Below are 19,593 nucleotides of genomic sequence, written 5' to 3'. Positions count from 1 at the left end.
GTGGCACCGAGCCCGCCCGTTTCGTCGCGCCCGTTCAGCGTTGCAGGGTGAGCAGGCCGGGGCGGTAGGGCAGCAGACCGTAGTCGCCGCCCGAGTTGGGCGAACGCCCCTGGTAGAGCAGTTGCAGGTTGCACGGGTCCACCGTCATCGTCTGATCGGCGTTGGTGCGCAGCAACTCGCCGTGGCTGATGTCGTTGGTCCACGTCGCGCCACTGTTGGCCTTACCCGCGAACGGGTTGCTCTCCGTCGCGGCCTGCGGGGTCCAGGACCCACCCAGGCTGGTGGCCGTGAACGACCGGAAGTAGCGGCCCTGCGACCCGATCGCCTCGACGATCATCAGATACCGACTCTGACCCTGAAGCTTGTAGACCTGCACGGCCTCGAACAGGTTGTTCGTCGAGTCGCTCATGATCGTCGTGTAATTGCTGCCGAAGCTGCCCGGGAAGTTCCCAATCGGCATGCTCGCCCGATAGATCTTGCCGTTGTCCCCGGCGAAGAACAGGTACATGTTCGTGCCGTCACCGATGACCGCCTGATCGATCGGCCCCGTGCCCGAGCCGGAGATGCTCCCGGTGAACAGCGGCTGCGCCGACGACCAACCATTCGGGTTCGTCGGGTCAGTAGAGGTCCGGTAGGAGAACGCCGTCGGACCCCACTGATACGCCAACACCCAGATGTTGCGCGGCGCGAAGTAGAACAACGACGGCGCCACCGTCGCCGACGACATCGCGTTCTGCGACGCCGACGCCATCTCCGAATAGTTCGTGAAAAGGCTGAAGTTCATCGAACCCCAACTCGACCCGAAATCGTGCGTGGTGGCGTAGACCAACTGCCGACCGTTGTACGGAGCGACCGTGAAGTCCTTCAACGACGCCCACCCCGACCGCGGGTTCGCCAACACACCCGTCGACGACCATCGGTACGTCGACGGAAGGTTACAGGTGCCGCCCGGCGGCGGAGTCGTCGGCGGCGGCGTGGTGGGGTTGCCCCCGCCATCGACGCGGACGAGCTGCCACTGCTGGTTGGCGCCGTTCCAGTCGTCGTACTGCACGATGTTTCCACCGTCGGCGGTCGAGGCGCCCTGCACCTCCACCACCCTGTTGCTGTTGCGGTTGATCAAGCGGACGTAGCCGCTGTCCGAGTCGGCCAGCCGGAACTGCTGGTTGGACCCGTTGAGGTCGGTCCACTGCACGATGCTGCCGCCGTTGGCGGTCGAGAAGTTGTAGACATCCAGCACCTTGCCGGACAGCCGCGACTTCAGCCGGTAGTAGCCACCGCCGGAGTCCACGAACTGCCACTGCTGCTGGTTGCCGTTGTTCCGCGCCCACTGCGTGATGCGCGCACCGTCATTCGTCGCCAGGTTGTACACGTCCAGGGCCTTGCCGCTGTTGCGGTTGACCAACACGTACCACGCGCTCGTGTCGACCGTCGCCGCAGCAGCGGGTGACGACACCACCGCCGCCGCGGCACCACCGACCAGAACCGCCGCCACGCCGGCGGTGAGCAAGCGCGGCAACCATCTGCGCCGCCGCGCCGGTGGCGCGATCGATGGAGCCCTACCAAAGGCAGACATGATCCTCCTCCACATGACCAAGAGCCGAACGGTCTGCCCGAGGATGGGCGCACCGCGACGCGTGGCCGGACGCATGAGTCGAGAACATGAGTGGTTACAAGACGTCTGCAGTTCCTGGCGCACGCCTGAATCGAGATCGACGATGCAGGCTCGCCCGGTAAGCCAGAGGTATCGTCGTCCTTGGACATCGACTGTGAGCGATAACATGCCGTTCGTCAAGTCGTAACGTTCCGGAATCATCAGGCCACGACGGACGGCCGCCCCCTGGGATGACCGCCCCTCACCGACCCCCGCAGACCTCACCGGAGCGAGCCAGAGCTGGGCAGCCTGGAGACGACTCTGGTTGGCGCTAACATCGACGCCCGCGCATCACTTGATCATCCGGACCCACCCCGGTCTGCCCGCCCGGCGGATCCGTTCAGGAACGCCCGCCGTCCACCTGCCGGCCGTCGCGGGCGCTTGGTCATTGTGCGCTCAACGCCTCGCGCGACCCCGGAGGAATGGCGGGAATGAGCCACTGAGAAGGCATTCAGATCGGCTCGGAAATTGACGAGTCGACGCGACCGTACGTTCTTTCGGGTAGCGCCGGTCACCCTGGTCCGCGGTGGGCCGGGGTGACCGGATCTCACGAGGACCGGCCATCGGGCCGCGCTCAGGGGACGAGGACGACCGTGCCGCCGTCGCTGAATCGGCGACGTCGGGCGAATGGGTAGATCCCGGCGACGGTGGCGCTCACCTCGCACTGGCCGCCGAACAGGGCAACCGTGACGCCCGCCGTCGACGACCAGCGCGCCGGGGTCGCGCCATTGCGCTGACCGTCCGCCCAGGGACGCTGGCTTTAGCGCAGACATCAACCTATGGTGGATGCATGCCGCTGGTCACGTTGCGCACGCCTACCGTCACTGAGGTGACGGCACTCGGCGCTGCCCGCGTGACGACGGCGGCGCGCCGGATGGCGTGGATGCGGGTGCCGGTTGTCCGCGCGCCGCACATCGCGCTCACACAGGGGCTGCCCAGCCCGAAGCGAAGCGGCCGAGGCCCTCCCGCGGAATCGTTGCATCCAAAACGACCGCCAGGGCGAAGCTATCCAAGCTTCGGCCCTTTTTTCTTTACCCGGACCATTTCGAAGGGCAGACCATGAGCATCGACCATCGTCCTGTCGACAGCAGTTGGCTGGCTGATCTGCGATCGTCCCTGGCCGACGACTTCGCCACGCAGACGGCGCGGCTGCGAGAACTGACCGAACTCAGCGCGGACACCGGCGACCCCAGCGAGGCCCACCACAACGCCGCGCTGCTGTCGGCCACCCGCCGCAACATCGAGCACATCACCGGCGCGCTGGGCCGGATCTCCGACGGCACCTACGGCGCCTGCGAGAAGTGCCACAGGTCCATCCCGCCAGAGCGGCTCGAGATTCTCCCGCACGCTCGCTTCTGCGTGCCGTGCCAGGAGAAGCACAAGGGGTGACGCCCGAAGTGGCTGCCGTGCCACAGCACGGCAGCCACACACCCGCGGCGCGAGGCCGCTGAGCGATGGTGATGCCGTCAGGTGACCGTGGCGAGGGCCTCGGTCACGACCCGTCCGGGGAGTTGGCCGGCTGCTGTCCCGGCCAGAAAGGCCACTCCTCGAACGACCGGCATCGCCCGTCGTCGGCGAATCGCATGACCCACAGGTCGCGGTACTCCTGGTCGACCGGGTCGCCGTAGCGGACCTCCTGGCGCGACACCGCCGTGTCGCCGTCGACCGCGACGATCTCCGTGGTCATCTGGAACGCCTCGTCGGGGCCTTGGCGCTGCTTTTCCCACATCCGGGCGATCGCCGGTAGGCCGACGACGGGTGTCCAGTACGGGCCCTGCTGGTAGCGCGCATCCTCGGTGAAGAGCGTGACCAACGCGTCCGTACCCGGCGTCCGCCACACCCTCTCGTAGCTCGCGATCCATTCGGCAACGTCCATCCTGTTCATGGACATAACCTTGCCATTCGGCGGGCGGCGACACCGGCCAAACAGCGGTGGCGCTGTGGCCGACCCAGCTCGTGGACGGCACCGCGAGCGTGCGGCCTCAGTCCACAACGGAGGATCCGGGTCGGGCCATCCGGCCATGATCTCGGCGGTCTCGTCCCGATCCGCGCGGACGACGCTGCCGGCCGGCGAGGTGCCTCTCCGCCGCCGAGTTTCCGCGATCATCATTCGGCTAGTGCGGAAAACGAACCGAATGTTCGCATAGCAATTCGGGATGGAGCTGGCATCCCGCGACCTGACGATTGTCTACCTACACACTTCGGGCAAACGCACGAAAACCAGCCCAGCTCAGCCAGATCGGCGGCGATCCACCACGCATAAAGTTCACTAGCCGGTTTGTCCGTTGCGTTGCATGAACATGTCGCGTACGTTTCACGGCATCGCCCTCCGTCCTGGATTGGCGATGCCAAATGTCCCCCCACCCCGACCGCGTGGGATTCCGCGCGGCAGCACGGATAGGGATGTGACCATGAAACCTCTGACAAGGCGGCTGACGGCAGCAGCGACAGGGCTGTTGCTGGCGGCCAGCGTGAACGTCGCCGTGCGGGCACCGCAGGCATCAGCGAACAGCAACGCCCCGGTGAGCCTCGACTCGCTCGCGCGGGACGTCGAGCGGGTCGAATCGCTGCGCGAGGTCAAGGACGTGCAGCGCTCCTACGCCCACCTGGCCCAGTTCGGGCGCTGGACAGACATGGCGAAGCTGTTCAGTGGGAACGGCACGCTGCACTGGGGCAACCAGGTCGTGACGGGCCACCAGGCCATCAAGGGATGGCTCGCCACCGAGGCCGGGGCGATGAACGGCGCCACGCCGGGTGCGCTCCACACCACGGTGATCGACCAACCACTGGTCAACCTCTCGGCCGACGGTCGCACCGCGAAGGGCCGGTGGTCCGGGATCCGCTTCCTGGGCGACGGGGCCGGCGCGGCCCGCATCGACGGCGGCATCTACCAGAACGAGTACGTGCTCGAAAAGGGCGAGTGGAAGATCTCGCTGCTGCGCTACTACCCGCTCTACGAGGGCGACTACGCGACCGGATTCCGGACGATCAACCGGCAGCCGGTGCCGGTGGTCCCCTACCACTTCACGCCCGACGTCGCCGGCGTGCCGATCCCCGCGCCGACCGGGACGGCGCCCAAGGCCGGGTTCAACGCGAAGGAACTGGCCGACCGCATCGACGCCCTCAACGACGAGGACTCGGTGCGCAATCTCCAGCACTCGTACGGCTACTACGTGGACCGCCGGATGTGGACCGACGTGGTCGACCTCTTCGCCAACGGCGCGAAGGTCACCATCGACGGTGTGGGTGTCTTCCGCAACGCCAACGGCGTACGCCAGGCGATGGAGCGCATGGGCCCGGAGGGCCTGACGCAGGGCATCCTCAACGACCGGCCACTTTTCGACACGATCGTCGACGTCGACAAGAACGGCACCAAGGCGACCACGCGCGGCATCGAGGTCGGCATGCTCAACGACGCGAGCGGCGCCTCCTGGCAGTTCTCCGTCTTCACGAACCGCTTCGTCAAGCAGGGCGGGCTGTGGAAGCTCAAGGAGATGCACCTGACGCCCCTGATCACCGCGCCCTACGGCACGGGTTGGGGCGACGGCGGGACCGGCCCGGTCGCATCCGTGAAGGCGCCGAAGTTCCTCGACGTCGCCGGCCGCACGCCGGCATCCAAGCCCGGCAAGGCAGCCGGCGGCCCGAAGGGTCCCAAGCACGATCTCGCCGACCTGCAACGGAGGCTGAGCCGTTCGGTCGCGTACGACGGGTCCGAGAACGTCTCGGCGGCGTACAGCTACTACATCGACGACAGCCGTTGGCAGGAGATGGCGGCAGTGCACGCGGTGGAGGGCCACAAGCTGTCGCCGTTCGCCGGCTGGAACGGCACGCGCGAACGCATCCTCGGCTCGGTGGTCGCGACGTACGGCAACACCACGCCGCCGACGACGAAGTCCTTCCTCGTGCTGCACTGGCGACCGCAGCCGGTGATCGACGTGTCGCACGACGGTCGCTCGACGTCGGTCCGGGCCCGGCTGATGCACGTGAACGCGTCGACCAACAACGCCGGGTACATCAACGGCGCGATGTACAACGACCAGTTCGTTCTTGAGGACGGGATCTGGCGGATCTGGAGCCTGGACATCGACGAGTTCTACTGGCAGTCGGCCAACTGGGCCCGGGGCTGGGGTGACGCGGTGCCGCGCGATCCGAGCCTGCCCGATCCGGCGCCGAGCAACCTCGTGAACATCTTCCCGCCGGACGTCCTGCACAGCGCGCTCGGCGAGCGGTCCAGGGGCTTCCGTGGCGGCAGCCCCGGGTACATCCAGTGGCCGGACATCGTGCCGATGTGGTTCCACTACCGCAACCCGGTGACCGGTCGCACGCCCGCCAACTTCTGGTACGACTGTGCTCCCTGCGAGGTGCGGCCGGACTGGAGCATGACGCGGCACGGCTATCAGTTGCCGCCGACCGGTCCCCAGGTCGACGGCTTGGAGGTGGGCTGATTCGGCCCTGACGGCGCAGCCCTCACGCTGAGCCGTTGACGAGGCGCCCCTCCCGATCGAACCGATCGGGAGGGGCGCTTCTGTCGGTGCACCGCCGGCAGGAATGGAGTCACCGCCGGCGCGGTTGACAAGAGCGTTTCGGGTGCGCCCCTCGCGCGCCCGTCGGGATGTTCGATACCATCGAACATCCGGGCGGACTTCCCGCCACCTCGACAGGAGGTCCTCGTGCGGTCCATGAACAGTCAGCCGCCGTCGGAGCAGGCCGGCCCTGGTGGCCCTTCGGAGGAGAGCACCCCGGCCGGTGTGGTTGGCGCTCGCATACGGCGGTACCGCAAGGAGCGTGGGCTCACCCTGCGCGGCCTCGCCTCGCGCGCCGGGCTGTCGATCGGCTTCCTGTCCCAGGTCGAGCGCGGCATCTCCTCCATCGGCCTGACCGCGCTCGGCAGCGTCGCCAAGGCGCTCGACCACTCGGTGGCGGACTTCTTCGATTCCGGCACCAGCTCCCCCGACAGCACCGTCTCCACGCTTCCCCGGCATTTCACGCTCACCAGGGCAGAGACGGCGACCACGCAGTACGTCTCCGGGCAGCAGACCTACCGCATGCTCTCCGACCGGGGGCCGGAGCTGGTGCTCGAGCCGATGATGGTGCACATCGCCCCCGGCGGGCGGCGGGAGAACGCGTACGGCCACAGCGGCGAGGAGTTCGCCTACGTCATCTCCGGCGAGTTGCTCTACGAGGTCGAGGGCGTCGAGCACCGGCTGCGCCCGGGGGACAGCGTGCACCTGCGGTCGTCGGTACCGCACCAGATGTACAACGACACCGACTCGGTGACGACCGTGGTCTCGGTCGTCACGCCCCGGCTGTTCTGACGCCAATCCCACTGGCGGAAAATTGTCCCTGTGTTCACACACGTGAACACAGGGACAATTTCGTGAAGCACCCGAGTAGGGGCAGGCGTCACCGAGCGACGCGGCCGTCCACGGCGCTCATCGTGGCCTGCCAGATGGCCGCGTCCGGGTCGATCACCGCGAAGTGGTCCCCCGGCTGTTCGAGGTGCTGGACGTCGTCCCCCGCGTCGCGGGCCGCCACGGCGTACCGCCGGTTCGTGTCGACGAGGTCCAGGCTGTCGTCCGTCCCCTGCACGAGGAGGGCCGGCACCCCCACGGGCAGCCGGAGCATCGGGTCGCTCTCGGCGTACCGCCGCAGGGCCGTGATCGGCGAGCCGCCCAGGGCCTCGGCGACGGCGCCGTCGCCGAGGTTGCGCCGCTCGCCCTCGGTGAGGTCGAGAACCCCGGCCAGCGACACCGCCAGTGCGACGGAGACGGGAGCGCGCTCCCCCGCCGCCAGGTCCGCCGCGACCCGCAGGGCGAGCTGCCCGCCGGCCGAGTGACCCAGGATCACGACCCGCTCCGCGTCCAGCGGTCGGTCGCCGGCGAGGTCCCGAAGCGCGGCGACGCCGGCCGCCACGTCGCCCGTGGTGGCGTCCCAACCGTGCCGGTCCGGACGCCGGTACTCCAGGTTCCAGGACGCGTACCCCCGTCGGGCCAGGTCGACGGCGACGGCGTCCATCAGGTCCGCACCCCAGGCGGATCGCCAGAACCCGCCGTGCAGCAGCACCGCGACCGGCGCCGCACCGGCCTGCGGGGAGGACGGCAGCCGCAGGTCACCCCACTGGTCCGGGTGCGGGCCGTAGGCGATCCGCGTGGCGGGTGAGCGCAGGCGGTGCACGGCGTGCCGAATGGCCCACGCCACGCCCCACAGTCCCCGGCCGGCCAGGTGGACCGCGCCGGGGACCGGCGGTTCGACCGTCGGGTCGTACCAGACCACGTGCTGCGGCCGGGCGCCGATGAGGGCACGTGCCTCGGGCGTCGGGCCGGGCAACACCACCGCCGGCGGGTCCGCCGCAGCGAGCAGGGACCGGATCTCACCGGCCGAGGTGGCGGTGACGAACCGGCCTGTGACACCGAGTTCGGCGCAGGTGGCGGCGGTGAGCGACGCCAGCAGCGCGTTGTCGGCCACCAGCTCCGGGCCGACCACGACGACAACCTCCACGGCGGACCCCTTTCTCACCTGCGGAGCAGCGGCAGGACGGCGGAACCGAGCAGGTCCACGCCGCGCTCGTCGGTCAGGCCGTGCGGGGTGCCGAACTCGACCCGGCGGACGCCGACGTCGATGAGCGCCTGGGCCTGCGCGGCGACCTGCTCCGGGGTGCCGGAGAAGGCGAAACGGTCGAGCACGTCGTCCGGGATGAGCCGGCCCGCCGCCTCGTCCTCGCCCGCGTCGACCAGGTCGCCGACCCGCTTCACCAGGTCGTCGGGCAGCACGACCGTCGGGTCGAGTTCCGCCACGACCGCCAGGTACATCGCCACCTCGGTGCGGGCCTTGGCCCGGGCCGCCTCGCCGTCGGTGTCGACCACCGTCACGGCGCCCAGCACGATGCCGACGTCGGAGACGTCGCGCCCGGCCTTCTCCGTACCGACCCGAACGCGTTCGCGGATCACCGCCACCATGTCGGGGTTGGCGCTGCCGCCCACCTTGATCTCGTCGGCAATCCGGCCGGCGACCGCCGCGCCCTGCGGACCCCACGCGCCGAGCAGCAGCGGCGGATCGGGCCGGTGCACGGCGTAGCGCAGGGCGGTGTCGGGCGCCAGCGAGAAGACCCGGCCGGTGAAGCCGCTCCGGTCGCCCCGCAACAGGCGGTAGACGACCTCGACGGCCTCCTCGATCGTGGTCAACGGTCGCGGCTGCGGCAGCCCGACCGCGCCCAGCCAGGTCCCGCGGGCCAGCCCCAGGTACGCCCGGCCGTGCGAGGCCAGGTCCAGCGCGGCGAGCTGACCGGCGATCTCGTACGGTGCCATGGAGTACGGGTTCAGGCAGGCCGCGCCGAGGCGTACCCGGCTGGTCGCCTGCGCCATCTCCAGCAGCGGGAAGATCGGCGGCTGGTACATCAGGTCACCGAAGACGGTCAGCACGTCGAAGCCGTGTGACTCGGCGGCGCGGGCCAGCCGGGCGTAGGCGCCGGCCGGCTTGTCGCTCTGCAGGCCGAGTCCGATCTCGACGGCCATCAGGTCAGGTCCGCCGAGTTCATCCGGCGCCGGCAGGTCCGTTCCACCTTCATGACGAGTCGCTCCTCGGGGTCGGGGCAGATGAAGTGGGAGTCCTGGGCCAGCCAGTCCCCCGCAGCCAGGTCACGCTGCTTCGCGGCGAGGAAGGGCAGCACCGACGCGAGCGCGTACACGCAGAAGTGTTGTCCCTCGGGCAGCCGCAGGTGCGCGCTGTTGGTCAGTTCGAAGTAGTCGCCCACGTCCATGCCGCACACCGACCGGCCCTCGATCCGGTCGACGGTCACCTTCAGGTCGTAGATCTCCATGTCGCCGTCGGCGCTGTCGCTCACGGGCCCTCCCCCTCGTCGATCCGTACGATGATCTTGCCGGTGGTCCGTCGTTCGGCCAGTTCGGTCAACGCCGCCGGCGCCTCGTCCAGCGAGACGATCCGGCTGACCGGCGGCCGGACCGCGCCGGACCCGCACATGTCGAACAACTCCTGGTACGCCGCCTCGACCGCCGACGCGCGCTGCCACGGGTACCGGGAGCCCCAGGAGAGGCCGACCAGGGTCGCGTTCGCCGCCATCAGCCGGACCGGGTCGACCGGTGGCGGTGGGCCGCCGGCCGCTCCCACCGCGACGAGACGGCCCTCGAACGCGAGGCACTCCCAGGATCGGGCGAACACGTCGCCGCCCACGGGATCCACGATGACGTCCGCGCCCCGCCCGGCGGTGACCTCCCGTACGGCGGCCACGAAGTCCTCCGTCGTGTAGTCGACGGCGACCTCGGCGCCGTGGGCACGGCAGACGGCCGTCTTGGCCGGGCCGCCGGCGGTGGCGACCACCCGTGCCCCACGGGCCACGGCGAGCTGGATGGCGGCGATGCCGACACCGCCGGCGCCGGCGTGCACCAGCACCGTCTGCCCGGCCGTGAGGCCGGCCCGCTCCAGCGCGAACCACGCGGTCTGGTACGTGACGGGCAGCGCCGCCGCGGTCACCGGGTCGATGGTGGGCGGCCGCGGCACGACCACGGCGGCGTCCACCGTCACGGTCGTGCCGAGCGCGCCACGCGGCAACGTCGGGCAGGCCAGGACCTCCTGGCCCAGCAGGTGCTCGGCCCCGACGCCCGCGGCGACGACCCGGCCGGCCGCCTCCACCCCGGGCGTCATCGGCGGGTCCGGCCGCACCGGGTACTCACCCCGGCACAGCAGGACGTCGAGGAAGTTCAGGCCCACCGTACGCACGGCGAGCCGCACCTGCGCGGGGCCGGGCGGCGGGTCGTCGGGCAGCTCGGCCACCGACAGCACGTCCGCCGGCTCACCGGTCCGCTCGGCGACCAGCCGGCGGATCATGCCGCGCCCACCGGATCCCGTACCAGCTCGGCGTGGTGGTGCACGATCACCCAGCGGCCGTCGATCCGGCGCAGCACGTCGGTGACCCGGGTGAGCTCCTGCTCGTCGTCCGCCCCGACCTGCGAGACCAGCATGTACCGGGCGACGCCGAAGTCGTCCCAGACGTCGATGCGCTTGTCCCGCGCGGCGAGCACCGCCAGCTGCGGCCGTTGGCCCGCGGCGTCCCGCTGCTCGCGGTAGTCGTTCAACTGGGCACGGGTGCGCAGCGGCCCGGGCAGGTGGGTCTCCCAGGTGGTCACCTCGGCGTGCAGGTGCGTGTCGAACCGCACCTTGTCCCCGGCGAGGAAAGCGTCGTACATGTCATCGATGCCGGCGGCGATCGCCGCCGCGCCTGCCTCCGCGAACGTCATCGCGCGTCCTCCTGGTTCTGGTCGTCGCGGGCGATCTGCCCGCCCTTCATCACCCACCGCACGTCCCGGAACGCCGAGGTGTCGGCCAGCGGGTCGTCGTTCATCGCGATCAGGTCGGCCAGCTTGCCGGCCTCGACCGTGCCGAGGTCGGACTCCGCCCCAAGCCACCGGATGGGCCCGAGGGTGCCGGCGTGGATCGCCCGCGCGGGCCCGATCCGCTCGGACATGTACTCCAGCTCCCGGATCGAGGCGGTGGTTCCCTCGAACTCCCAGAACGGGGGCATGTCGCTGCCGAGCAGCACCTCCACACCGGCGGCGACGGCCATGTCGAAGCTCTCCAGGTGCCGGGGGCCGGCGCCGAGCGAGCGGCACTGCATCCACTCCGGCACGCCGAGCTCGTCGAAGAACTCCTTGCACCGGGTCACCAGCAGCGTCGGCACGAGCGCGGTGCCGCGCTCGGCCATCCGCGCCGCGACCTCCGGGGTGAGCTGGTAGCCGTGCTCCACACAGTCCAGTCCCAGCTCCACCGCCGCGCCGATCACGTCGGCCGGACCGGCGTGCGCCGTCACCTTGCGGCCCCACGCGTGGGCGGTCTCGATCACCGCAGTCATCTCGTCGGTGAAGAGCTGGGGCGTGCTGATGCGCTCGTGCTCACCGGCGATGCCGCCCGAGATCATCACCTTGATGAGGTCCGCGCCGGCCTTGATCTGGCTGCGTGCGCCCCGGCGGAAGCCGACCGGGCCGTCGCACTCGAGGGTGTCGTTGCTCTCGTGGCCGTGTCCGCCGGTGCAGACCAGTGCCCGACCGGCGGTGTAGATGCGCGGACCCGACGTGCGGCCGGCGTTGATGGCCCGCCGCAACGCGAAGTCGGCGTGGTCCTTCTCCGCAACGCAGCGCACGGTGGTCACGCCGGAGTGCAGCGTGCGCCGCGCCCCGTTGGCCATGTAGTGGGCGAGGTCGTACGGGCCCATGCCCTTGACGTTGTCGCCTCCGGAGCCGGGCAGCGACAGCGAGAAGTGCGTGTGCATGTTGGCCAGTCCGGGGGTCAGGTACGCCCCGTCGAGGTCCACGTTGGTCACCGGGCCGGCGGCCCGCGCCTCGGCAGCCACCTCCGGGTACGGGCCGACGGCGGCGATCCGGTCGCCGCGGATCCACACACCCGCGTCGGCGATGGGCTCCATGCCGTCCACGACGCGGGCGTCCAGAACGGTGCAGTTGCCGAGCAGCACGCTCGACGGTTCGGGGGAATAGGCGGCACTCACGCGATCACTCCATATACGTCTCGGGCGGTCTGCGGGGAGACGTAGCCCTCGGCCACGTCCCGCCGAACCGCCTCCGGATCCCGGGAAGCCGGGTCACCGTGCCCACCACCACCGGCGGTCAACAACGTCACCCGATCTCCCACTGCCACCGCGGTACGCCGTGTGCTCACCCGGTGCTCGCGGTCCGTACCAGGAAAAACCACCACCTGGTTCGGTTCCGGCCGCACTCCACCGGCCAACGCCCACGGCGCGCTCTTCGTCTTCTTGATCACCGTCAGGAACTCACCCGGCGTCACGAAACGGATGTCCCGCCGCAACCCACAACCACCCCGGAACCGACCCGCGCCACCGGAGTCCGTCCGGATCTCCACCCGTTCGAAGAACATCCCCGTCTTCGCCTCCAGCACCTCGACGGGCGTGTTGCGCGCCTGGGTCTGGCAGAGGTGGTTCGCCGGTCCGATGCCGTCGTGCTGCGGCGTCCCGCCCCACCCGACCGGGTCGTTGTTGCTGACCGCGAACATCTGGCCGGTGTCCGGGTGCTGGCCGACCATCATGAACCCGGGCACGTCACCGCCGCTGGAGGCCGCCAACCGGTCCGGCATGCCCTGCGCCAGCGCCTTCAGGATCAGCTCCAGGGCGACCGTGCCGGTCCACTGGGTGAACGTGGCGGCGGGGTAGCGCGCGTGGAACAGCGTCCCGGGCTCGGCGCGTACCCGAAGGGGCGCGAAGTGCCCGGCGTTGGTCTGCTCCCCGGGTGTCGTGACGCCCTTGAACGCGACCCGGCAGGTGGCGATGGTGGCGCCCAGCGGCAGGTTCACCGGCCCGGGCACGGCGGGGGACGAGCCGGCGAAGTCGACAGTGAACTCACCGTCGGCGACGGTGACGGTGACCCGCATCCGGATCGGGTCGTCGGTGACGCCGTCGTCGTCGAGCCAGTCCTCGGCGGTCCAACTACCCTGCGGCAGCGCGTCGACCGCCGCGCGGGCATCATCGGCGGCCACCTGGATCACCCGCTCGATCACCGCGTCCACCACGGACGGGCCGAACTGCTGGAACAGCTCGATCATCCGGCGCTCACCGGTACGCAGCGCGGCGATCTGCGCGTTGAGGTCGCCGATGACGAGGTCCGGCATGCGCGAGTTGAAGCGGATCAACTCGTGGATCTCGTGCACCGGCTCGCCACGGGCGTACACCTTCGTGCCGGGGAAGACGATCCCCTCCTGGTGCATGTCCGTGGAGTCGAGCACGTAGCCCGGGTCCTTGGCGCCCAGGTCCATCCAGTGCGCGCGGATGCACAGGAAGCCGACCAACTCGTCGCTGTCGGGCAGGATGACCGGCGCGAACAGCGTCGCGTCGTAGGTGTGCGCCGCGTTCCAGTACGGGTAGTTGAGCAGCACCACGTCGCCGCGGTGCAGGTTCTCCCGGCCGACGTACTCCACGCCCTTGCGCACCGAGTAGTCGTTGGCACCGAGGAAGCGGGACAGCCCGGTCGACTCCGCGACCAGCCGCAACTCCCGGTCGTAGATGGAGATGCCGAAGTCGTACACCTCGTAGATGACCGGGTTGAACGCGGTGCGGACCAGCGCGGCCCGCATCTCCTCGGCGGCCGAGACGAGGTGACTGCGGACGACCTCGACGGTCGCCCCGTCGACCGTCGGCCTACCCATCGACGTCCACTCCGTAGACGTCCCGGGCCGCCTCCCGGGAGACGTAGCCCTCTGCCACGTCCCGCCGCACCGACTCCGGGTCGCGGCCGCGCGGGTCGCCGTGCCCACCGCCACCGGCGGTAAGCACCGTCACCCGGTCCCCCACCGCCACGGCCGTGCGCTTGGTGCTCACCCGGTGCTCGCGGTCGGTGCCCGGGAACACCACCACCTGGTTCGGTTCCGGCTGCAAGCCGCCGTCGAGCGCCCACGGCGCGCTCTTCGTCTTCTTGATCACCATCAGGAACTCACCGGGCGTCACGAACCGGATGTCGCGCCGCAGGCCGCAACCACCACGGAACCGGCCCGCACCACCGGAGTCCTCGCGGATCTCCCAGCGCTCGAAGAACATGCCGGTCTTGGCCTCCATCACCTCGATCGGGGTGCCCCGTCCGGTGCTGCCGGAGACGTGGGTGGCGGCGTCCATCCCGTCGTGCTGCGCGGTGCCGCCCCAGCCCACCAGGTCGTTGTTGCTGACCGCGAACATCTGGCCGGTGTCCGGGTGCAGGCCGACCATCATGAACCCCGGCACGTCACCACCACTGGAGGCCGCCAGCCGGTCCGGCATGCCCTGCGCCAGCGCCTTCAGGATCAACTCCACCGCGACGATGCCGGTCCACAGCGTGAACGTGGGCTGCGGGTAGACGGCGTGGAACAGGGTGCCCGGCTCGGCCCGCACCTCCAGCGGTGCCACGGTGCCGGCGTTCGACGGCTCGTCCCGCGACGTCAACGCCTTCAGGACGACCTTGCAGATCGCCTCGGTCGCGCCGAACGGCATGTTGATCGGACCACGGGTGGCGGGGGCCGAGCCGGCGAAGTCCACGATGAACTTCCCGTCGGCGATGGTGACGGTGGCGCGCATCTTGACCGGCTCGTCGCTGATGCCGTCGTCGTCCACCCAGTCCTCGGCGGTCCAGGTGCCCTGCGGCAGGGTCGCCAGCGCGGCGCGGGCGCGGGCCTCGCCGTCGGCGATGATCCGGTCGATCGCCTGGTCCACAGTGGTCCGGCCGAACTTCTCGATGATCTCCAGCATCCGGCGCTCACCGGTGCGCAGCGCGGCGATCTGCGCGTGCAGGTCGCCGAGCACCGCGTCGGGCATCCGCGAGTTGAATCGGATCAGCTCGTGGACCTCGTGCACCGGCTTGCCCCGGGAGACCACCTTGGTGCCGGGGAAGATGACACCTTCCTGGTGCATGTCGGTCGAGTCGAGCACGTAGCCCGGATCCTTGGCGCCCAGATCCATCCAGTGGGCGCGGACGCAGAGGAACCCGACGAGGTCGCCGTCGGCGTCGACGTCGGCCGGGTCCGGCCGGAACACCGGAGCGAACAGCGTCGCGTCGTACGCGTGCGCCGCGTTCCAGTACGGGTAGTTGAGCAGCACCACGTCACCCCGGTGCAGGTTCTCCCGGCCGACGTACTCCACGCCCTTGCGCAGCGAGAAGTCGTTGGCGCCGAGGAAGAACGTCAACCCGGTCGCCTCGGCGACCAGCCGCAGGTCGGCGTCGTACATCGACATGCCGAAGTCGTGCACCTCGTAGATGACCGGGTTGAAGGAGGTACGGATCAGCGTGGCCCGCATCTCCTCGGCCGCCGACAACAGATAGCTGCGGACAACCTCGACCTGGGCTCCGTCCAGCGTGCTCATGCGGCTTCCTCCAGTGTGACGAGCAGGTATCCGTGGTCGTCGACGGTGACCCGCTGACCGCTGGGCACCACCGTGGTGGAGGTGCCCTCGTCGATCAGCGCCGGACCGTCGAAGGTGTCGCCCGGCTCCAGGCGGGCCCGGTCGTACACCGCGAACGGCACGACCGCTTGCTGTCCGAAGTCGTAGGCGTCCCGGTGGTTCAGCAGCGCCTGCGACGGGTCGCCGTCGCCGCGGGGCAGGGTCTCCAGCTCGGGCCGGTCGGTGCGGCCGATGCCGCGCACCCGCAGGTTGAGGATCTGCAACGGGTTGCCCATGGTGTGGCCGTACCGGCCGCGGTGCGTCTCGTCGAACGCGGCGCGGATCGCGTCGCGGTCCAGCTCGCGCCCGACGGTGACCATCAGGCTGTGCTCCTGGCCGAGGTAGCGCAGCTCGAACTGCCGCTCCAGCACCGCCTCGCCGGCCGGCACGCCCTGCGCCACCAGCGACGCGACAGCCTCGGCCTCGACCGCCTTGAACAGCTCGTCCAGCTCGCCCAGGTCCGCGTCGTCCAGGGTGGCCATCACGGTACGGCTGAAGTCGTTGACGATGTCGGCCGACAGCATGCCCCATGCGGAGAAACCGGACGGCGCGAACGGCACGATCACCTCGCCGATGCCCATCTCCCGCGCCAGCAGCGGGGCCAGCAGCGGCCCGGCGCCACCGAACGCGAGCAGCGCGAACTGCCGCGGGTCGTGACCCCGCTCGACGGTGATCTGCCGGACCGCCCCGACGGTGCGGGCCAGCAGCACGTCGAACACGCCGGCCGCCGCGCTCTCCACGGTCAGGCCGAGCGGCTCGGCGAGCTGCTCGGCGATGGCCGCGCGGGCCTCCGCGTCACGCAGCCCCATGGTGCCGGCGAGGAAGCGGTCCGGGTCCATGTAGCCGAGCACCACCGCGGCGTCGGTGACCGTCGGCTTCGTGCCGCCCCGGCCGTAGCAGACCGGTCCCGGGTCGGCGCCCGCGCTCTGCGGGCCGACCTTGAGCAGACCGTGGTCCAGCCAGGCGATCGAGCCGCCGCCGGCGCCGATGGTGCGGATGTCGTACGTCGGGATGAGCAGCGGGAAGTGCTCCAGCTGCGCCTCGTACGCGGCCACCGGGTTGCCGCGCTCGATCACGCAGGCGTCCAGCGAGGTGCCGCCGATGTCGAACGTGAGCACGTTGTCGCGGCCCAGCTCGGAGGCGATGTAGGCCGCGCCGACGATGCCGCCGGCCGGGCCGGAGAGCACGGTGTGGGTGGGCGCCGTCTTGGCGACCGCGCTGGTCATCGAGCCGCCGCCGGAGCGCATGATCAGGAAGCGTCCGTCGAAGCCGCGTTCGGCCAGCCCGGCCTCCAGCTCGTCCACGTACCGCTCGAAGATCGGCCGGATGTACGCCTCCAGCACCGTGGTGCTGGTCCGCTCGTACTCGCGGTACTCGCGCACGATGTCCGTCGACAGCGACAGGCTGACGTCGGGGAACTCCTCGTGGATCAGGCGCGCGGCCTCCCGCTCGTGGCTCGGGTCGAGGAACGAGTGCAGGAAGCAGATGGCGATCGAGGTGACCTGCTGGTCCACCACGAGCGTGCGGGCGGCAGCCCGGACGCTCTCCGGGTCCAGCTCCTCCACGACCCGGCCCCGGTAGTCGAGCCGGCCCCGCACGCCAGCGGTGAAGCGGCGCTGCACGAGGCTCTCCGGCCGCTGGTACTGGAAGTCGTACATGTGGTCGGACGGCACGTTGCCGCGACCGATCAGGAAGATGTCCCGGAAGCCCTCGTTGGTGATGATGCCGGTGCGTCCACCCCGACGCTCCAGCACCGCGTTGAGCCCGAGGGTGGTGCCGTGGATGAACAACTCCACCTCGGACAGGTCGGTACCGAGCGCGTTGATCGCGGCGAGCACGCCGTCCGCGGGTCGGGCCGGAGTCGTCGCCGCCTTACGGAAGCGGACCCGGTTGGTGCGCGTGTCGAGTTCCATGGCATCCACGAAGGTGCCGCCGATGTCGACAGCGAGCCGGATGGGGCGACGGGTCATGGCGTGACAGCCTGCCTTCCGATGAGGGCGGGGAGCTCGGGAACCCGCCAGCAGGCGGCCCGGCTCTCGCCGTACGACTGAAGCTCCTGCTGCTCCGCTCGGCACCGGTCGGTGACGAACGGGCACCGGGCGGCGAGTGGGCACCCGGTAGCGGCGTCGGCTTCTTCGAGGTCCTTGACCAGTTCAACGGCCTCGCCGTCGGATCCGGTCGTCCCGCCGAGACGGGGTGCGCTGCCCAGCAGCGCGCGGGTGTAGGGGTGCCGGGGGTTGTCGAAGACGACGTCCACCGGGCCCTCCTCGACGACCCGGCCGAGGTAGAGCACCACGACGCGGTCGGCGAAGCCGCGCACGGTCGCCAGGTCGTGGGAGATGAACACCGAGGCGCGGTCCGCGTCGGCGGCGACGTCAGCGATCACCGCGAGGATCTGCGCCTGCACGGTGACGTCCAGGGCCGAGGTCGGTTCGTCGAAGACGATCAGGTCCGGCTCACCCACCAGGGCGCGGGCGATGCCGATGCGCTGGGCCTGACCGCCGGACAGCTCGTGCGGGTACCGCTGGAGAATCGAGCGGTCCAGCTCCATCCGGTCCAGCACCGCGGCCACGCGTGCGGTGCGTTCCGCCGGGGACAGGCCCGCGGCCCGCAACGGCTCGGCGATGGAGTCGCCGACGGTGCGGCGCGGGCTCAGCGAACCGATCGGGTCCTGGAACACGAGCTGGACACGGGTACGTGCGCGCCGCAGCGCCTGCCCACGGGGGCGGCGCGGGCCCGGTTGCTTGACCAGGCTCTGCCCGGCGACGGTGACCGTGCCGGACGTGGGCGCGACCAGACCCATGACGAGCCTGGCCAGCGTGCTCTTGCCGCAGCCGCTCTCGCCCACCACGCCCAGCGTCTCGCCCGGCCCGAGCCGCAGCGTGACGCCACGCAGCGCGTGATGGCCGCCGGAGCCGAAGCGGCTGCGATAGACCACGTGCGCGTCGTCGATCTCCAGGATGGCGGGCTTCTGGCCCGGCTCGGCCGGGTCCGCGCCCGCTCCCGCCGGCGCGGGCGAGGTCGACGACCCGTCGGCGTCGAGCGGCCGGGTCTGCGGGTGGAAGCAGGCCAGCGACCAGTCACCGGCACCGGCCGCGACGGGCTCGGTGGTCGGCCGCCGCGCCGCGCAGGTGTCGTCGGCGTGCGCGCAGCGGGTGACGAACGGGCAGTTGTGCGGCGCCTGGGTCAGCAGGGGCATGGCGCCGGGGGTGGCGACGACCGGCCGGCCGCCGACGTCCGGCACCGAGCGCAGCAGCGCCCGGGTGTACGGGTGCGCGGGCTCCCGCAGCACCTGCTCGGCCGGGCCGCTCTCCACGACCGTTCCGGCGTAGAGCACCACCACCCGGTCGCAGACCTCCGCGATGGAGGCGAGGTCGTGGGAGATCAGCAGCACCCCCCGGCCGTCGGTGTCGGCGGCGTGCCGGAACTGTCGCAGGATCTCCCGGGTCAGCGTCACGTCGAGGCCGGTGGTCGGCTCGTCGGCGATCAGCAGGTCGGGGGCGCACCCCGTGGCCAGTGAGATCATCACTCGCTGGGCCATACCGCCGGACAGTTCGTGGGCGTACGCGTCGAGCCGCCGCTGCGGGCTGCGGATGCCGACCGCCTCGAACAGCTCACGCGCCGCCTCCCGGGCCCGGGCGCCGGACATCTCCTGGTGGGTCGAGAGCCGGTCGACGAGCTGCTTGCCGACGGTGCGGGTGGGGCTGAGCGCCCCGCGCGGGTTCTGGAAGCAAATCGCCACCCCGCGCCCACGGTGGGCGGCCAGCGCCTCGTCGTCCATGCGCAGCACGTCCGAGTCGTCGAAGAGCACCCGGCCGGTGGCGTGCGAGCCGCCGGGGAGCAACCCGACGATGGCGCGAGCCACCATGCTCTTGCCACCGCCGCTCTCCCCGACCAGGCCGACGACCTCGCCGGGTCGCACGGCGAAGGTCACGTCGCTGAGCGCGGCCACCTGCCGGCCGGGCCGGCGGATGAGCACGGAAAGGTTCTCGATAGACAGCAT

Annotated in this window: 15 protein-coding genes; 3 read left to right on the top strand and 12 right to left on the bottom strand. The window is 70.6% G+C overall.

Annotated elements, in window-relative coordinates; translation table 11 throughout:
• Window positions 1–34: 34 nt before the first annotated feature.
• On the bottom strand, window positions 35–1,573 hold the full coding sequence (locus ABZ808_RS14275) for a non-reducing end alpha-L-arabinofuranosidase family hydrolase (RefSeq protein ID WP_357005480.1): 1,539 nt from the start codon (window positions 1,571–1,573) through the stop codon (window positions 35–37).
• A 1,137-nt stretch (window positions 1,574–2,710) separates the two neighbouring features.
• On the opposite strand from ABZ808_RS14275, the gene ABZ808_RS14270 reads away from it, so the two are divergent.
• Window positions 2,711–3,040 carry a TraR/DksA C4-type zinc finger protein gene (locus ABZ808_RS14270; RefSeq protein WP_357005477.1) on the top strand — a complete coding sequence of 110 codons (330 nt, stop codon included), beginning with the start codon at window positions 2,711–2,713 and terminating at the stop codon, window positions 3,038–3,040.
• Between the two features lie 103 nt (window positions 3,041–3,143).
• Here ABZ808_RS14270 and ABZ808_RS14265 read toward each other — a convergent pair whose 3' ends face one another.
• Complete coding sequence (locus ABZ808_RS14265; RefSeq protein WP_357005474.1) at window positions 3,144–3,536, bottom strand: nuclear transport factor 2 family protein; 393 nt, start codon at window positions 3,534–3,536, stop codon at window positions 3,144–3,146.
• Between the two features lie 526 nt (window positions 3,537–4,062).
• On the opposite strand from ABZ808_RS14265, the gene ABZ808_RS14260 reads away from it, so the two are divergent.
• Together ABZ808_RS14260 and ABZ808_RS14255 are read left to right on the top strand one after the other, a co-directional pair.
• Window positions 4,063–6,096 (top strand): nuclear transport factor 2 family protein, encoded by a 2,034-nt coding sequence (locus ABZ808_RS14260; RefSeq protein WP_357005471.1) that lies wholly within the window; start codon window positions 4,063–4,065, stop codon window positions 6,094–6,096.
• A 234-nt stretch (window positions 6,097–6,330) separates the two neighbouring features.
• Complete coding sequence (locus ABZ808_RS14255) at window positions 6,331–6,966, top strand: XRE family transcriptional regulator (RefSeq protein ID WP_357006773.1); 636 nt, start codon at window positions 6,331–6,333, stop codon at window positions 6,964–6,966.
• Between the two features lie 88 nt (window positions 6,967–7,054).
• On the opposite strand, the gene ABZ808_RS14250 is transcribed toward ABZ808_RS14255, so the two are convergent.
• Genes ABZ808_RS14250 through ABZ808_RS14205 form a run of 10 tightly spaced genes read right to left on the bottom strand, consistent with a single transcriptional unit; the run spans window position 7,055 to window position 19,593 of the window.
• Window positions 7,055–8,149, bottom strand: a complete 1,095-nt coding sequence (locus ABZ808_RS14250; protein WP_357005468.1) for an alpha/beta hydrolase — start codon at window positions 8,147–8,149, stop codon at window positions 7,055–7,057.
• Between the two features lie 14 nt (window positions 8,150–8,163).
• Window positions 8,164–9,162 carry an LLM class flavin-dependent oxidoreductase gene (locus tag ABZ808_RS14245; RefSeq protein WP_357005465.1) on the bottom strand — a complete coding sequence of 333 codons (999 nt, stop codon included), beginning with the start codon at window positions 9,160–9,162 and terminating at the stop codon, window positions 8,164–8,166.
• Window positions 9,162–9,491, bottom strand: a complete 330-nt coding sequence (locus ABZ808_RS14240; protein WP_357005463.1) for a TIGR04076 family protein — start codon at window positions 9,489–9,491, stop codon at window positions 9,162–9,164. The genes ABZ808_RS14245 and ABZ808_RS14240 overlap by 1 nt, the downstream gene beginning before the upstream one ends.
• Window positions 9,488–10,492: an NADPH:quinone oxidoreductase family protein gene (locus ABZ808_RS14235; RefSeq protein WP_357005461.1), complete on the bottom strand. Its 1,005-nt coding sequence runs from the start codon at window positions 10,490–10,492 to the stop codon at window positions 9,488–9,490. Before ABZ808_RS14235 ends, ABZ808_RS14240 begins: the two co-directional genes overlap by 4 nt.
• Window positions 10,489–10,902, bottom strand: coding sequence for a nuclear transport factor 2 family protein (locus ABZ808_RS14230; protein WP_357005459.1), 414 nt, complete (start codon window positions 10,900–10,902; stop codon window positions 10,489–10,491). Before ABZ808_RS14230 ends, ABZ808_RS14235 begins: the two co-directional genes overlap by 4 nt.
• Window positions 10,899–12,164: an amidohydrolase family protein gene (locus ABZ808_RS14225; RefSeq protein WP_357005457.1), complete on the bottom strand. Its 1,266-nt coding sequence runs from the start codon at window positions 12,162–12,164 to the stop codon at window positions 10,899–10,901. The genes ABZ808_RS14230 and ABZ808_RS14225 overlap by 4 nt, the downstream gene beginning before the upstream one ends.
• The gene (locus ABZ808_RS14220; protein WP_357005455.1) at window positions 12,161–13,831 is read right to left on the bottom strand and encodes a hydantoinase B/oxoprolinase family protein; all 1,671 of its coding nucleotides are present in this window, start codon (window positions 13,829–13,831) and stop codon (window positions 12,161–12,163) included. Before ABZ808_RS14220 ends, ABZ808_RS14225 begins: the two co-directional genes overlap by 4 nt.
• Entirely contained in the window at window positions 13,824–15,512 is a 1,689-nt protein-coding gene (locus tag ABZ808_RS14215) for a hydantoinase B/oxoprolinase family protein (RefSeq protein ID WP_357005452.1), read from the bottom strand. Before ABZ808_RS14215 ends, ABZ808_RS14220 begins: the two co-directional genes overlap by 8 nt.
• Window positions 15,509–17,560: a hydantoinase/oxoprolinase family protein gene (locus ABZ808_RS14210; protein WP_357005449.1), complete on the bottom strand. Its 2,052-nt coding sequence runs from the start codon at window positions 17,558–17,560 to the stop codon at window positions 15,509–15,511. The genes ABZ808_RS14215 and ABZ808_RS14210 overlap by 4 nt, the downstream gene beginning before the upstream one ends.
• Complete coding sequence (locus ABZ808_RS14205) at window positions 17,557–19,593, bottom strand: dipeptide ABC transporter ATP-binding protein (RefSeq protein WP_357006770.1); 2,037 nt, start codon at window positions 19,591–19,593, stop codon at window positions 17,557–17,559. The genes ABZ808_RS14210 and ABZ808_RS14205 overlap by 4 nt, the downstream gene beginning before the upstream one ends.

The sequence above is a fragment of the Micromonospora sp. NPDC047527 genome (assembly GCF_040643015.1).
Classification (GTDB): Bacteria; Actinomycetota; Actinomycetes; order Mycobacteriales; family Micromonosporaceae; genus Micromonospora.
This window is presented reverse-complemented; position numbering and strand designations above follow the sequence as displayed.